Below are 14496 nucleotides of genomic sequence, written 5' to 3'. Positions count from 1 at the left end.
GCGTAGTCCAGGTCCAGCACCGAGGTGCCGCGGTAGACGCCGACCGACACCGCCGCCACCGCGCCGAGGATCGGGTTGCGCTTGATGTCGCCGCGCTTCATCAGCACGTTCACCGCATCGACCAGGGCCACGTAGGCGCCGGTGATSGMSGCGGTGCGGGTGCCGCCGTCGGCCTGSAGSACGTCGCAGTCCAGGGTGATGGTGCGTTCGCCCAGTGCGTTGCGGTCCACGCAGGCGCGCAGGCTGCGRCCGATCAGSCGCTGGATYTCCWGCGTGCGGCCGCCCTGCTTGCCGCGTGCGGCTTCGCGGTCGCTGCGGGTGTGGGTGGCGCGCGGCAGCATGCCGTACTCGGCGGTCACCCAGCCTTCGCCCTTGCCACGCAGGAAGCCCGGCACCCGGTTCTCGATGCTGGCCGTGCACAGCACGCGGGTTTCACCGAAGCAGACCAGCACCGAACCTTCGGCGTGGCGGGTGAAACCGCGCTGGATGACGACCGGGCGCAGCTGATCGGGCTGACGGCCACTGGGGCGGAAATCGGACATGGGGCAGGTTCCGTAGGGAAAGGGAGTACGCCACCATCCCCGCGGCCTTCACGGGGCGGGGGAAAGGGGCTCAAAAGAGACCGCTAGGGTACCATTCCCCCTTTGCAAGCACCGGATACATCCATGATTCGAAGCATGACGGCCTATGCCGGCGGCGAGCGCTCCACCCCGTGGGGAACGCTGGGCTGCGAGCTGCGCTCGGTCAACCACCGCTTCCTGGAAGTGGGCACGCGCCTGCCCGAGGAACTGCGCGCATTGGAACCGCAGCTGCGCGAACGCATTTCCGCGCGCCTGAGCCGTGGCAAGCTGGATCTGGTGATGCGCCTGCGCGCGCCGGACTCGGCCGCCAGCCTGCAGGTCAACGAGGTGCTGCTGGGCCAGCTGGGCCAGCTGGCGCACCGGCTGACCTCCGATTTCCCCAACCTGCAGGTCAGCTTCACCGACCTGCTGCAGCTGCCGGGCGTCACCCAGGGTGAGGCCACCGATGCGGCAGCCCTGCAGATTGAAGCGCTGGCGCTGCTGGACCAGGTGCTGGAGGGCTTCATCGCCGCCCGCGAGCGTGAAGGCAATACGCTGGCCACCGCCATCGCCGAGCGCGTGGATGCCATCGAGCGCATCGCCGCGGAGGTCCGTACGCTGATTCCCGCCATTCGCGACGGTCAGCGCACCAAGCTCGCCGCTCGCCTGGCCGACCTGCCGCATCCGGTTGATCCGGGCCGCGCCGAGCAGGAACTGGTGATGTGGCTGCAGAAGCTGGACGTGGACGAGGAGCTGGATCGCCTGTCCAGCCATATCGTCGAGATCCGCCGCGTGCTCAAGCAGCGTGAACCGGTCGGCCGCCGCCTGGACTTCCTGCTGCAGGAGTTCAACCGCGAGGCCAACACGCTTGGCTCCAAGTCGGTGGACAGCCGCACGTCCAACGCCGCCGTCGAGCTGAAGGTGCTGATCGACCAGATCCGCGAGCAGGTGCAGAACATCGAATGAGCATTTCCACGCCCCCGGCCGCGATCGCACGCGGCACGCTGTACATCGTTGCCGCCCCCTCCGGCGCCGGCAAGAGCAGCATCGTCAACGCCACCCTGGCGCGCGACCCGCAGATTGCCCTGTCGATCTCCTTCACCTCGCGCGCCATGCGCCCGGGTGAAGTGAACGGCCAGCACTACCACTTCGTCAGCGCCGAGAAGTTCGAGGAAATGATCGCCGCCGGCGACTTCTTCGAACACGCCTGGGTGCATGGTGACTGGAAGGGCACCGCCCGGCAGTCGGTGGAGCCGCAGCTGGCCGCCGGCCAGGACGTGCTGCTGGAAATCGACTGGCAGGGCGCGCAGCAGGTGCGCCAGCTGGTGCCGGGCACGGTGACGGTGTTCATCCTGCCGCCGTCCAAGCAGGCCCTGCAGGACCGCATGCGCAAGCGTGGCCAGGACAGCGAGGCGGTCATCGCCCAGCGCCTGGGCGCCGCCCGCGATGAAATGCTGCACTTCAACGAGTTCGACTACGTCATCGTCAATGAAGTGTTCGACACCGCCGTGGACGAACTGTGTGCGATCTTCACCGCCAGCCGCCTGCGCCGGGACGCCCAGAAGGTCCGCCATGCCGGCCTGATCCAGGCCCTGCTGACCCCGGATGCGGGTTCAACTGATTGATTCCTAAAGGGTCCGGTGGGGGTTGGCTTGATTTTGTCCAGCCCCTGCCAGTACACTCCGTCCCCTTTCCCTCATTCGACTGAGCGGCCGACCGGTCGCCGGGAGCCCGTATGGCCCGCATTACCGTAGAAGATTGCCTGGAAGTCGTTAACAACCGTTTCGAGCTGGTGATGATGGCCTCCAAGCGCGCCCGTCAGCTCGCCAATGGCGTGCAGGCCACGCTGGACAACAGCGAGACCGAGGACAAGCCGACCGTGCTGGCGCTGCGCGAAATCGCTGCCCGCAAGATCGACAACGCGCTGATCGACGAAGTCGAGAAGGCCGAGCGTGAGCGCRCCGAGCGCGAAGCGCTGGAGTGGGCCGCCGCCGAAGTGGTCGCCGACGAAGACATGTCCAAGAACGACGATTGATCGCATCGATCAACGTCATTGCTGGATACGCCGAACAGCCCGCCCCGTGCGGGCTGTTTCGCATTCAGGGTTTGCCGTAAACGTCGCGCTGGCATAGGCTTTGGCCATGAACCCAGGCCCCACTGCCAAGGTCGCCGCAGTCCCCGCTGCCGCCGTACCCGATTACGTCCTCCAGCTCGAACGCGCCGCCCACTACCTGCCGCCCGAGCAGCTGCCGCTGCTGCGCCGTGCGTGGGAAGTCGGTGCCTCCGCGCACGCTGGGCAGACGCGCAAGTCGGGTGAGCCCTACATCACCCATCCGGTGGCCGTGGCCCAGGTGCTGGCCGAGCTCGGCCTGGACGTGGAAGCGCTGATCGCCGCGATCCTGCACGACACCATCGAAGACACCCCGCTGACCCGCGAGGCCCTGTCGGCCGAGTTCGGCGAAGCCGTGGCCGAACTGGTGGACGGCGTCACCAAGCTGGACAAGCTGAAGTTCCGCGACCGCCAGGAAGCGGCCGCCGAAAGCTTCCGCAAGATGCTGCTGGCGATGTCGCGCGACCTGCGCGTGATCATGATCAAGCTGGCCGACCGCCTGCACAACATGCGCACGCTGGGCGCGCAGAGCCGCGAAGCGCGTGGCCGCATCGCCCGCGAGACGTTGGAGATCTACGCCCCGATCGCGCAGCGGCTGGGCATGAGCCTGGTCAAGAGCGAACTGCAGAACCTTGGCTTCAAGGCGCTGTACCCGTGGCGCCACGCGATCCTGGAAAAGCACATCCGCAGCCAGCCGGTCGTGCGCCGCGAGGCGCTGGCGCAGGTGGAAGTGCAGCTGTCGCAGCGCTTGGCCAAGGAAGGCATCGAGCACCGCCTGGTCAGCCGCATCAAGACCCCGTGGAGCATCTACAACAAGATGCGCGACGAGAACAAATCCTTCGACCAGGTGATGGATGTGTTCGGCTTCCGCCTGGTGGTACGCGGCGTACCGCAGTGCTACCACTCGCTGGGCGCGGTGCATGCCGCGTTCAAGCCGCTCGATGGGCGCTTCCGCGATTTCATCGCCATTCCCAAGGCCAACGGCTACCAGTCGCTGCACACGGTGCTGTTCGGCCCGTATGGTTCGCCGATCGAGGTGCAGATCCGCACCGAGGAAATGGACCTGATCGCCGAGCGCGGCGTGGCTGCGCACTGGACCTACAAGTTCGGCGGTGATTCGCCCAACAGCGCGCAGAGCCGCGCCCACGCCTGGATCGTCGAACTGATCGATTCGCAGCGGGCCGCCGGTTCGTCGCTGGAGTTCCTCGACAACGTCAAGGTCGACCTGTTCCCGGACGAGGTCTACCTGTTCACCCCCAAGGGCAAGATCCTGGCCCTGCCGCGCAATTCCACCGCGCTCGACTTCGCCTACGCCGTGCATACCGACGTCGGCAACATGGCCGTGGCCTCGCGCGTGGACAAGAAACTGGTGCCACTGCGTACCAAGCTGGTGTCCGGGCAGTCGGTGGAGATCATCACCGCGCGCTCGGCCACGCCCAAGCCGCAGTGGCTCGAATTCGTGGTGACCAGCAAGGCGCGCACCGCCATCCGCCACCAGCTCAAGCAGCTGGAGCACGAAGACGCCGTGCAGTTGGGCCACCGCATGCTCGACCGCGCGCTGGAGGCGATGGACAGCTCGCTGGAGCGCCTGCCCAAGGGCCGCCTGGATGCCTTCCTGGCCGAACACCGGTTCCCGCGCCTGGAGGCCCTGCTGGCGGAAGTCGCGCTGGGCAACTGGATGCCGACCCAGGCTGCGCAGGCACTGATGGCCTACGCCGAACTGCGCGGCGGCGCGCATTCGCGCCACAGCTCGCAGGAAAAGATCCTGATCAACGGCAGCGAGCGTGGCGTGGTCACCTTCGCCGGCTGCTGCCAGCCCATTCCGGGCGACGACATCATGGGCTACCACACCGCCGGCAAGGGCATCGTGGTGCACCGCATGGATTGCCCGAACCTGGCCGAACTGCGCAAGTCGCCCGAGCGTTGGGTGCTGATCGGCTGGGATACCACCGTATCCGGCGACTACGACACCTCGCTGGTGGTGGAAGTGGAGAACGGCACCGGCGTGCTCGCACAGCTGGCCGCTGCGATCGCGCAGAGCCACTCCAACATCGAGCGCGTGGATTACCTGGACCGCGATTTCAACGCCGCAGTGCTGGCGTTCAACATCCAGGTGCGCGACCGCAACCATCTGGCCGAAGTGATGCGTCGCCTGCGCCGCCTGTCGGTCGTGCAGGCCGTTCGCCGGCAGTAGATCCTGCGCGTACTCTGGTAGCGCCGGGCCATGCTCGGCGAGCGCGCGGCGCGGCATGAATCAAATGCCGCCGGGCATGGCCCGGCGCTACCGGATCCGCGCTGTTTCCCAACGGGAAGAGGATCCGACCCCAGCCGACATTGCCCCCACCCGGTACAATCACCGCTCTGTTTTCCCCCAACGCACCGGAGCGACCCATGTCCCGCCAGATCATCAACACCGAAAAGGCCCCGGCCGCCATCGGCCCGTACTCGCAGGCCGTGCGCGCCGGCAACACCGTGTATTTCTCCGGCCAGATTCCGCTCGACCCGGCCACCGGCGACATCGTCGGCGTCGGTGACGTCGAAGCGCAGGCCCGTCGTGCCTTCGACAACCTCAAGGCCGTGGCCGAAGCCGCCGGCGGTTCGCTGGACAAGGTCGTGCGCCTGGGCCTGTACCTGACCGACCTGGCCGAATTCGCCAAGGTCAACGCGGTGATGCAGGACTACTTCCAGGCCCCGTTCCCGGCCCGTTCCACCATCGAAGTCTCCGGCCTGCCGAAGGGCGCCAACTTCGAGGTCGACGCGGTGATGGTCATCGACTGACCGCCACGTGGCACGCAAGGCGGCGGTCACCCCGGCACTGGCACCGTCCGGTGAAGCATCGCTTGCGGTGCTCGCCGGCGTCGGGCCGGCCGTGGCCGCCAAGCTGCAGGCGCGTGGCCTGGCCACCCTGCAGGATCTCTGGCTGCACCTGCCGCTGCGCTATGAAGACCGTACCCGGCTGACCCGCATCGAAGACCTGCGCAACGGCATTCCGGCGCAGGTGGAAGTGCGGGTGGTGGCCGTCGAGCGCGGCATGCGCTACCGGCCGATGCTGAAAGTGGCAGTGGAGGATGAAGGGCAGGGCACCCTGGTGCTGCGCTTCTTCCATTTCCGCCAGCAGCAGGTCGGCCAGTTCGCGGTCGGCAACCGCCTGCGCTGCTTTGGTACGCCCAAACCGGGGCACCTCGGGTTGGAGATTGTCCATCCCAGTTACCAGGTGCTGGGCCGCAACGACGATCCCGATCTCGGCGACCGCCTCGACCCGGTGTATCCCACCGTCGAAGGCGTCGGCCCGATGACGATGCGCAAGCTGATCGGCCAGGCGCTTGATCGCCTGCCGGAAGAAAGCACGCTGGAACTGCTGCCGACCGGCTGGCTCGAGGGCCTCGGCCTGCCATCGCTGCGCAGTGCGCTGCTGACCGTGCATCAGCCACCACCGGATGCAGACCTGGCCGCACTTGCCGCCGGTACCCATCCAGCGCAGCGCCGGCTGGCAATGGAAGAACTGCTGGCGCACCACCTCAGCCTGCGTCGCCAGCGCATTGCGCTGCAGGCGCATCACGCGCCGCCGCTGGCCGGTCCCGGCAAGCTGGCCAAGGCGTTGTTGAAGCAGCTGCCGTTCGCGTTGACCGGCGCGCAGGCACGCGTGTTCAAGCAGATCCGCGAAGACCTTGCGCGCCCCAGCCCGATGCTGCGGCTGGTGCAGGGCGATGTCGGCTCGGGCAAGACCGTGGTGGCGGCATTGGCAGCGATGCTGGCGGTGGAGCAGGGCAAGCAGGTCGCACTGGCCGCCCCCACCGAACTGCTGGCCGAACAGCATCTCAACAACCTGCGCGGCTGGCTGGAGCCGTTGGGCGTGCGCATCGCCTGGCTGGCCGGCAAGGTCACCGGCAAGGCGCGCGCGAAGGTGATGGAACAGGTTGCCAACGGCGAAGCGCAGGTGGTGGTGGGTACCCACGCACTGATGCAGGAGGCGGTGGTATTCCACGATCTGGCGCTGGCCATCGTCGATGAGCAGCACCGCTTCGGCGTTCACCAGCGCCTGGCGCTGCGCGACAAGGGCAAGGGCGGCAACAACGTGCCGCACCAGCTGGTGATGACCGCCACGCCSATTCCGCGCACGCTGGCGATGTCCGAATACGCCGACCTGGATGTATCGGCCATCGACGAACTGCCGCCGGGCCGCACGCCGGTGCAGACCGTGGCACTGAACAACGATCGCCGCCCCGAGCTGATCGAGCGCATCGCCCTGGCCCGCCGCGAAGGGCGGCAGGTGTACTGGGTGTGCACGCTCATCGAAGAAAGCGAAGAACTGGATGCCACCCCGGCACAGGCCACCTACGAATCGCTGCAGGCGCTGCTGCCGGGCGTGCGCGTGGGGCTGGTGCATGGCCGGCTGAAAGCGGCCGAGAAGCTGGCGACGATGGTCGCGTTCAAGGCCGGCGACATCGACCTGCTGGTGGCCACSACCGTGATCGARGTSGGCGTGGACGTGCCCAAYGCCTCGCTGATGGTGATCGARMAYGCCGAGCGCTTSGGCCTGGCSCAGCTSCACCAGCTGCGTGGCCGCGTCGGCCGTGGTTCGGCGGTGTCGCGCTGCGTGCTGCTGTACCAGGCACCGCTTTCGCAGATGGCACGCGAACGCCTGCAGACCATGCGCGAAACCAACGACGGTTTCGTCATTGCCGAGAAGGATCTGGAGCTGCGCGGGCCCGGCGAACTGCTGGGCACCCGGCAGACGGGCCTGGCCGGTTTCCGCATTGCCGATCTGGCCCGCGATGCCGGCCTGCTGCCGGGCGTGCATGCGCTGGCCGAACGCCTGCTGGCGCAGCAACCGGCGCTTGCAGATCGCGTGGTGCAGCGCTGGATCGGTACGGCCGTGCGCTACGCCTCGGCGTAAGGATCGGGCAGCCGGCCGGGGTCAGAGCCCTTGTCCTGCGACCAACGGATCCGACCCCTGCATTTCCTACGCTGCCGGCAACTGCGTGCCCATGTATTCGGCCAAACCCCGGCATGCCAGCAGCAACCCGAAGGGATAACGGGACGCGGTCATGTCGGCGGTCCTTGTGCGCAAGGCAGGAGGCCACCCACGCGAAGGCGAGGGTGGCGGGCGGTGAGTGGTTGCAATACCGGTGACGGCCTCAAGAACGCCGGCGGGCGCGAAGCCCCCACGCACCGCCCGCCATAAAACGCACGGACGGATTGCCTGCCGGACGCCACGCAGGAACACGCGCGCAACGCCGGCAGGCAAGCGCAAACAACAAGGCAGTCAAACGGGATTGCAAGCCCGTGCCATCCGTTGTCGATGGCCTCCCATGTTTTCCATGAAGGACTGTGGGCCTCAATGAGAAAAGTTGGAAAGATCGAAAACGCTGCAATTGCAGCGCGGCCCCGCCCGGCACGCCGATTACGTCATCTTTCCCGATCCCGCCGACGTCCATCCACGCATGGCGTGGATCTACCGTGTCGACCAAGGTCGACACCCACCAACAGCAGCAGGGTCGGCACCCACCAAAAGCAGGTCATGCCATTCCGACAGATCGCGGAAATCTGTCGAAGGCGGGGTGGGTCCGGTTGCGGGGGCGTGAGCCGCATGGATGCGGCGACCGAGCTTACATGGACGTACTTGCAGCGTCCCCCGCCACCGGACCCACCCCGCCATCCCACGGAATGCCAGCTTCTGCCGTTGCCGTTGCCGTTGCCGTTGATTCGGCGGGTGCAGGGCGCAGCCCGGCCGAACCCGAACCCCCGTACTTGCAACGGTCATCATCCCGGTCCACACTTCGTTGCCGATCTGAAGACGGCAACGATGACCAAGAAGATCCCGCTGTTGATCGATACCGACCCCGGTGTCGACGACGCACTGGCCCTGCTGATGGCCTTCGCCGATGAACGGCATGACGTGGTCGCCCTGACCATCGCCGCCGGCAACGTAGGCCTGCAGTACACCGTCCGCAACGCCCTCAAGCTCTGCGACATCGTCGGCCGCACCGACGTGCCGGTGTTCGCCGGCAGCCCCGATCCGCTGCTGCATCCATCCGTCGACGCCGCCCACGTGCATGGCCGCGATGGCTATGGCGATGTGGACCTGCCGCCGCCGAGCCGCCAGGCCGACGCCGAGCACGCCGCGCTGGCCATCCTGCGCCTGTCGCACCAGCATGCCGGCGAACTGATGCTGGTGATGCTCGGCCCGCTGACCAACCTGGCACTGGCGCTGAAACTCGATCCGACCCTGCCCCAGCGCATCAAGCGCATCGTGGTGATGGGCGGCGCAGTCACCTGCCACGGCAACATCACCCCCGCCGCCGAATTCAACATCGCCTTCGATCCGGAAGCCGCGCATGTGGTGTTCACCGCGTTCCCGCACTTGCTGGTGTCGGACTGGGAAGCCACCGTTGCCCACGGCCTGCCGTTGGCCGAAGCCGAGCAGTGGCTGGGTGCCGATTCCGATCGCGCGCGCTTCTACGAGCTGATCTCGCGCAAGACCCGTGGCCTGTCCGAAGACAGCAAGGGCGGCCGCTGGTATACCGCCGACGCGCTGGCCATGGCCTGGGCGCTGAACCCGGAAGGGCAGCTGCAGGTTGAATCGCGGCCGCTGAATGTGGAACTGAACGGCACGTTCAGCCGCGGCGCGACCATCGTCGACTGGAACCGCCAGACCGGCCAGGCGGACAACTGCGACCTGCTGATGGCCTACGACCAAGGGCGTTTCGAGGCCCTGGTACGCCAGGCCCTGGGTGCGGACTGAGGTCAGCCCCCTGCACTGGTTGCCCCGGGCGGCAACCAGTGCTTATAATGCCGCTCTTGACCACCAGCCCATTTACGGTGTGRGCCCATGAAGGCCGATATCCATCCGAACTACCGCGACGTCGTCTTCCATGACGTCACCTCCGATTTCAAGATCCTGACCCGCTCGACCATGAGCACGAAGGAAACCATCAAGTGGGAAGACGGCAACGACTACCCGCTGGTGAAGGTTGAAATTTCCTCGGCTTCGCACCCGTTCTACACGGGCAAGCACAAGGTCATCGACACCTCGGGCCGTATCGACAAGTTCCAGAAGCGCTACGCGCGCTGATACGTCGTTCCCGGTTCGAACCGACGGCCGCGCTCTGCGCGGCCGTTTGTTTTTGTCCAGCGCCTACCCAACGGGCGTTTGGATGGACGGAACACTGCGTCCTTGTGACAACGCTTTTGCCGATCCCGGCCGCTCGCTGGCAGGGTGCCGGCTGCCTGTCGTCTACGACTTCTGTCTAGCGCCCGGCAAATGCTGCTGTGCGATAATGACCTGATCCCCGGCACAGGCCGAGGACGTCATTCACGTGCCTGACCAATGCGCTTGGGCAGGCGCCTTCCCATGAAGGAGCGCACACAGTGTCCGATCTTGATCAGGTCACGCTCAACGCCGGCGATAAGTCGGTCGTTCTGCCCGTCATCAAACCCACCCTCGGCAACGACTGCGTCGACATCGCGAAGCTGACCAAGGAAACGGGGTATTTCACCTACGATTCCGGTTTCACCGCGACGGCCAGCTGCAAGTCCGCCATCACCTACATCGAYGGCGACAAGGGCGTGCTGCTGTAYCGCGGCTAYCCGATCGAGCAGCTGTCGGAAAAGTCGAGCTACGTCGAAGTGGCCTACCTGCTGATCAACGGCGAGCGCCCGAGCGCCGAGCAGCTGAAGGCCTTCACCGACGAGCTGGCTGCCGAAGCCAACGTCGATGAGTCGATCAACACCCTGATCGGCAGCTTCGCCAAGGATGCCCATCCGATGGCCATCCTGACCGCCGCCATCGCGCAGCTGTCGGGCATCTACCACGCCTCGCTGGACCTGTCCGACGCCGAACAGCGCCGCCAGGCTGCCGTGCGCCTGATCGCCAAGGTGCCGACCCTGTCGGCGCTGATCTACCGCCACGGCAAGGGCCTGCCGGCCAACAAGCCGGATACCTCGCTGGACTACGTCAGCCGATTCCTGAAGCAGACCTTCGAGTCGGCTGATGGCAAGTACGAGCTGAACCAGGACGTGGTCAAGGCACTGGACCTGCTGTTCATCCTGCACGCCGACCACGAGCAGAACGCGTCGACCTCGACCGTGCGTCTGGTCGGTTCGACCGGTGCCAACCCGTATGCGTCGGTCGCCGCTGGCGTCACCGCGCTGTGGGGTCCGGCCCACGGCGGTGCCAACGAAGCCGTGCTGAAGATGCTGGAAGAGATCGGTTCGGCCGACAACGTCGAATCGGCCGTGCTCAAGGCCAAGGACAAGACCTCCGGCTTCCGCCTGATGGGCTTCGGCCACCGCGTGTACAAGAACTTCGACCCGCGTGCCAAGGTCATCGGCGAGATGACCGGCAAGGTGCTCAAGCAGCTGGGCGTGCAGGATCCGCTGCTGGACGTGGCCGTGAAGCTGGAACAGGCCGCGCTGCAGGACGRGTACTTCGTCGCGCGCAAGCTGTACCCGAACGTCGATTTCTACAGCGGCATCATCTACAAGGCGCTGCAGATCCCGACCGAGATGTTCACCGTCATGTTCGCCTTGGGCCGTACCTCCGGCTGGGTCTCGCATTGGCTGGAACAGCAGGTCGACCCGGAAATGAAGATCGGCCGTCCGCGCCAGGTCTACACCGGCCACGACGTGCGCGACTACCAGGGCTGATCGCCTGCGGTAGGTTGTGCTGAAGACGCCCCGCGATTGCGGGGCGTTTTTTTTGCTTCGCTTTTGGTAGATGCCAACCTTGGTTGGCACGCTTTCGGCGCCCGCGAAACATCATCCACGCATGGCGTGGATCTACTGCGCCCCGGCTCCGGTGGGTGCCAACCTTGGTTGGCACGCTTTCGGCGCCCGCGAAACATCATCCACGCATGGCGTGGATCTMCTGCGCTCCGGCTTCGGTGGGTGCCAACCTTGGTTGGCACGATTTGGGTGTCCGCGGAACATCATCCACGCAWGGCGTGGATCTACTGCGCCCCGGCTTCGGTRGATGCCAACCTTGGTTGGCACGCTTTCCCATCCACGCGTGGCGTGGATCTCCTGCGCCCGGGCGCTTGGCACGATGTTCGCCGCGGCAAGACCGCGTGATTCAAGGGTCTCACCAGCTTCACAAGCGCTCGCGCAGCCTCAGGACGCCAGCTGCACCTGCAGCACTGATACGGAGCGTCCAACCCATGAGTACCCGTTTCGACCTGCCCGAGCGCGATCCACTCGGTCCTGACATCGCCACCGTGGTGGCCACTCCCGTCGTGCCACCGCCCAGCGAAAGCGCGGTGTCCTGGGGCGCCATTTTCGCCGGCGCCGTTGCGGCTGCCGCACTGTCGCTGATCCTGTTGATCCTGGGCGTTGGCCTCGGCCTGTCCTCGGTTTCGCCCTGGTCGTTCGAAGGGGTGTCCAAGGAAACCTTCGGCTGGACCAGCGTCGCGTGGCTGACCTTCACCGCGCTGGCCGCTTCCGGTCTTGGCGGCTACCTGGCCGGTCGCCTGCGCACCAAGTGGACGCAGCTGCACGGTGATGAAACCTACTTCCGCGACACCGCGCACGGCTTCGTGTCCTGGGCTGTGGCGACCCTGCTCACTGCTGGCCTGTTGACCTCGGCCATCGGTGGCGTGCTGGGCGCCGGCGCAAAGGTTGCCGGCGCGACCGCAGGCGCCGCTGCCACCACTGCCGGTGCTGCCGTGGCCGGAGCTGGCAGCGCTGCTGCAGGCGCACCGGAGAGCGACCTCAACTACTGGGTGGATTCGCTGTTCCGCGGGGCCACCACGGCGGGCCCGGACGCTGCCGGTGCACCTCCGGTTGCGCCGGCAGCGGGCGCAGCGCCGGGTACCAGCCCAAYGGACCCTGCCGCACCGCCGCCGCCCCCGGCCGCCGCCAGCGTCGGCCCACGTGACGCCCGCACGGCCCCGCCGCCGCCGCGCCCGATGCCGGGCAATGGCCCGATGGGCGACCGCCGCGAAGTCCGTGCCGAAGTGAACCGCATCATCGTCAACAGTCTGCAGGGGGACGGCCTGGACCCGGCCGATACCCAGTACCTGTCGCAGCTGATCGCGCGCGAGACGGGCATGAGCCCGGCTGAAGCGCAGGCCCGTGTGACCGACGTGCAGACCCGCATGCGTGCTGCGCTGGAGAAGGCCAAGAACACCGCCAAGCAAGCTGCCGACGATGCGCGCAAGGCCACGGCCTATGCCGCACTGTGGCTGTTCATCACCCTGCTGATCGGCGCGTTCTTCGCCAGCCTCAGCGCCACCTGGGGCGGCCGTCGCCGCGACCTGTAACCCGCATCTGATGCAAGGAGACCTGCCATGAAAACGCTTCTGCTCTGGTTCTTGGGCGTGCCGATTCCGCTGTTGATCCTGTACGCGATCTTCTTCTGAGATCGTGTCGTTGAGTGAGATCCATCAGGCCGCCGCGAGGCGGCCTGATGCCATCCAGTCGCGCATGGACATTTACAGCGTCGAGCGACGCTCGACCCACGCGCGCAGCGCGCATGACAACCAAGCATCGGCCGAGTACTACGCTTCTGCGTACCGGCTCGGCGAACATCCCAGCACACGCCGGAAGGCAGCAGAAAACGCGCTCGGGCTTGCATAGCCCAGGTCCAATGCCACACGCGTCACCGCCTGGCCCTGTCCCAGCCGCTCGATGGYCACCAGCAGGCACACCTGCTGCCGCCACTCGGCAAAACCCACCCCGGTATCGGCGCGGAACAGGCGCGTGAACGTGCGCCGGCTCATGCCTGCTTCGGCGGCAACGTCATCGAGGCGGACTGCCAGCGAAGGACTGTCGAGCAATGCGCGGCAGACACGTGCGAGGCGTGCATCGGCGGGCAGCGGTGCATGCAGGGAAAGTGTCGGCATCGATGCGATTTCCGCCACCAGCAGCTGCATCAGTTTGCCTGCGCGCCCGTCCTCGTCGTACAGCGGGGGCAGGTCCACCGCCGCCTCCAGCAGCTGCTGCAACAGCGCAGAGACCGCGTACACCCGGCAGTGCTCCGGCAGCGCCACTGCGTCGGCCGCCTCGGCGGAGAGAAAGGCGTTGAGCATCGTCACTGGCCCGCGCATGGTCATCTCATGCGCCAGGCCTGCAGGCACCCAGCAGGCGCGCCGTGGGGGAACCAGCCATCGCCCCTGCGGCGTGGCCACACTGATGGTGCCGCGCGCGGCGAATGCGAACTGCCCGCGCCGGTGGGCATGGCGGGGAAACGCAAATTCGGCGGCGTAGTCGTTCGAGGTGACCACGACATCGCGTGGCAGGTCTTCGTAGGGATCAAGCAGCGAATTGCGCATGGCCCRGATTCTATAGCGATTGACCCGTCATCGACGGTGGGCCGGATCCGCGCTGCCTAGCATCAATGCTCCCCTCAGCTGTAATGGAACCACATGACCAATACTTTCCATCGCGTGGGACACGGACCCCATGCTGTCCTGGTGCTGCACGGCTGGTTCGGCGACGCGCACGCGTTCGAGCCCATCGAGCCATGGCTGTCGCGCGACGACTTCAGCTACATCTTCATGGACTGCCGGGGCTACGGCGGCATGCGCGGTGCACGCGGGGCCTATACCATCGGCGAGATTGCATCCGATGCATTGGATCTGATGGCCGTCCTGGGCCACGAACGCTTCAGCGTGGCGGGTCATTCGATGGGCGGCATGGCCATTGAATGCATGGCGGTGCTTGCGCCGGATCGGGTACACGGCATGGTGGCCATTGCGCCGGTGCCCTGCGGCGGCATTGCCCACGACGCCGCGACGCGAAGCCTGCTTGAAGCGGCAGCGGGGGACGTAGGCGTGCGTCGGACCATCATCGATCGCAGTACCGGCGTCATCGATCGCAGTACCGGCG

13 protein-coding genes are annotated in these 14496 nt (G+C 66.6%); 11 read left to right on the top strand and 2 right to left on the bottom strand.

The features are described 5' to 3' along the window. On the bottom strand, positions 1 to 542 hold a 542-nt coding region (gene rph / locus AC1VAN_RS00645; RefSeq protein ID WP_480985076.1), incomplete at its 3' end, for a ribonuclease PH. Between the two features lie 123 nt (positions 543 to 665). Between rph and AC1VAN_RS00640 the strand changes: the two genes are divergently transcribed. The 10 genes from AC1VAN_RS00640 (at position 666) to AC1VAN_RS00595 (ending at position 12929) form a co-directional block, all read left to right on the top strand. After that, a complete protein-coding gene (locus tag AC1VAN_RS00640; RefSeq protein ID WP_032976986.1) occupies positions 666 to 1526 on the top strand; it encodes a YicC/YloC family endoribonuclease in 861 nt (286 codons plus the stop codon). Continuing rightward, on the top strand, positions 1523 to 2185 hold the full coding sequence (gene gmk, locus AC1VAN_RS00635) for a guanylate kinase (RefSeq protein ID WP_032976987.1): 663 nt from the start codon (positions 1523 to 1525) through the stop codon (positions 2183 to 2185). The genes AC1VAN_RS00640 and gmk overlap by 4 nt, the downstream gene beginning before the upstream one ends. 110 nt (positions 2186 to 2295) lie before the next feature. Further along, positions 2296 to 2595, top strand: a complete 300-nt coding sequence (gene rpoZ / locus AC1VAN_RS00630; protein WP_480985075.1) for a DNA-directed RNA polymerase subunit omega — start codon at positions 2296 to 2298, stop codon at positions 2593 to 2595. A gap of 106 nt (positions 2596 to 2701) precedes the next feature. Next, the gene (locus tag AC1VAN_RS00625; protein WP_025874213.1) at positions 2702 to 4864 is read left to right on the top strand and encodes a RelA/SpoT family protein; all 2163 of its coding nucleotides are present in this window, start codon (positions 2702 to 2704) and stop codon (positions 4862 to 4864) included. A 197-nt stretch (positions 4865 to 5061) separates the two neighbouring features. After that, entirely contained in the window at positions 5062 to 5448 is a 387-nt protein-coding gene (locus AC1VAN_RS00620; protein ID WP_025874214.1) for a RidA family protein, read from the top strand. 7 nt (positions 5449 to 5455) lie between these two features. Next, complete coding sequence (gene recG, locus AC1VAN_RS00615) at positions 5456 to 7567, top strand: ATP-dependent DNA helicase RecG (RefSeq protein ID WP_478026691.1); 2112 nt, start codon at positions 5456 to 5458, stop codon at positions 7565 to 7567. A gap of 909 nt (positions 7568 to 8476) precedes the next feature. Then, on the top strand, positions 8477 to 9415 hold the full coding sequence (locus tag AC1VAN_RS00610) for a nucleoside hydrolase (protein WP_032976990.1): 939 nt from the start codon (positions 8477 to 8479) through the stop codon (positions 9413 to 9415). A gap of 87 nt (positions 9416 to 9502) precedes the next feature. After that, positions 9503 to 9745 carry a type B 50S ribosomal protein L31 gene (locus tag AC1VAN_RS00605; RefSeq protein WP_006389217.1) on the top strand — a complete coding sequence of 81 codons (243 nt, stop codon included), beginning with the start codon at positions 9503 to 9505 and terminating at the stop codon, positions 9743 to 9745. Positions 9746 to 10041: 296 nt separating this feature from the next. Beyond that, positions 10042 to 11319, top strand: a complete 1278-nt coding sequence (locus tag AC1VAN_RS00600) for a citrate synthase (protein ID WP_480985074.1) — start codon at positions 10042 to 10044, stop codon at positions 11317 to 11319. 509 nt (positions 11320 to 11828) lie between these two features. Then, a complete protein-coding gene (locus AC1VAN_RS00595) occupies positions 11829 to 12929 on the top strand; it encodes a hypothetical protein (protein WP_480985073.1) in 1101 nt (366 codons plus the stop codon). A gap of 237 nt (positions 12930 to 13166) precedes the next feature. Here AC1VAN_RS00595 and AC1VAN_RS00590 read toward each other — a convergent pair whose 3' ends face one another. Further along, positions 13167 to 13940, bottom strand: a complete 774-nt coding sequence (locus tag AC1VAN_RS00590; protein WP_480985072.1) for an AraC family transcriptional regulator — start codon at positions 13938 to 13940, stop codon at positions 13167 to 13169. 141 nt (positions 13941 to 14081) lie between these two features. Here AC1VAN_RS00590 and AC1VAN_RS00585 point away from each other — a divergent pair. Further along, positions 14082 to 14496: alpha/beta fold hydrolase (locus tag AC1VAN_RS00585; RefSeq protein WP_480985071.1), on the top strand; the 415-nt coding region annotated here is incomplete at its 3' end.

This window comes from Stenotrophomonas sp. 05L44_2, assembly GCF_056665995.1.
Note: the sequence above shows the minus strand (reverse complement) of the source record. Positions and strands in the feature narration are given on the sequence as shown.

Bases quoted from the DNA above. Each gene is read 5' to 3' on its own strand.
- AC1VAN_RS00625 (WP_025874213.1), top strand. From the start codon at position 2,702: ATGAACCCAGGCCCCACTGCCAAGGTCGCCGCAGTCCCCGCTGCCGCC.
- AC1VAN_RS00620 (WP_025874214.1), top strand. From the start codon at position 5,062: ATGTCCCGCCAGATCATCAACACCGAAAAGGCCCCGGCCGCCATCGGC.
- AC1VAN_RS00605 (WP_006389217.1), top strand. From the start codon at position 9,503: ATGAAGGCCGATATCCATCCGAACTACCGCGACGTCGTCTTCCATGAC.
- gmk (WP_032976987.1), top strand. From the start codon at position 1,523: ATGAGCATTTCCACGCCCCCGGCCGCGATCGCACGCGGCACGCTGTAC.
- AC1VAN_RS00610 (WP_032976990.1), top strand. From the start codon at position 8,477: ATGACCAAGAAGATCCCGCTGTTGATCGATACCGACCCCGGTGTCGAC.
- AC1VAN_RS00640 (WP_032976986.1), top strand. From the start codon at position 666: ATGATTCGAAGCATGACGGCCTATGCCGGCGGCGAGCGCTCCACCCCG.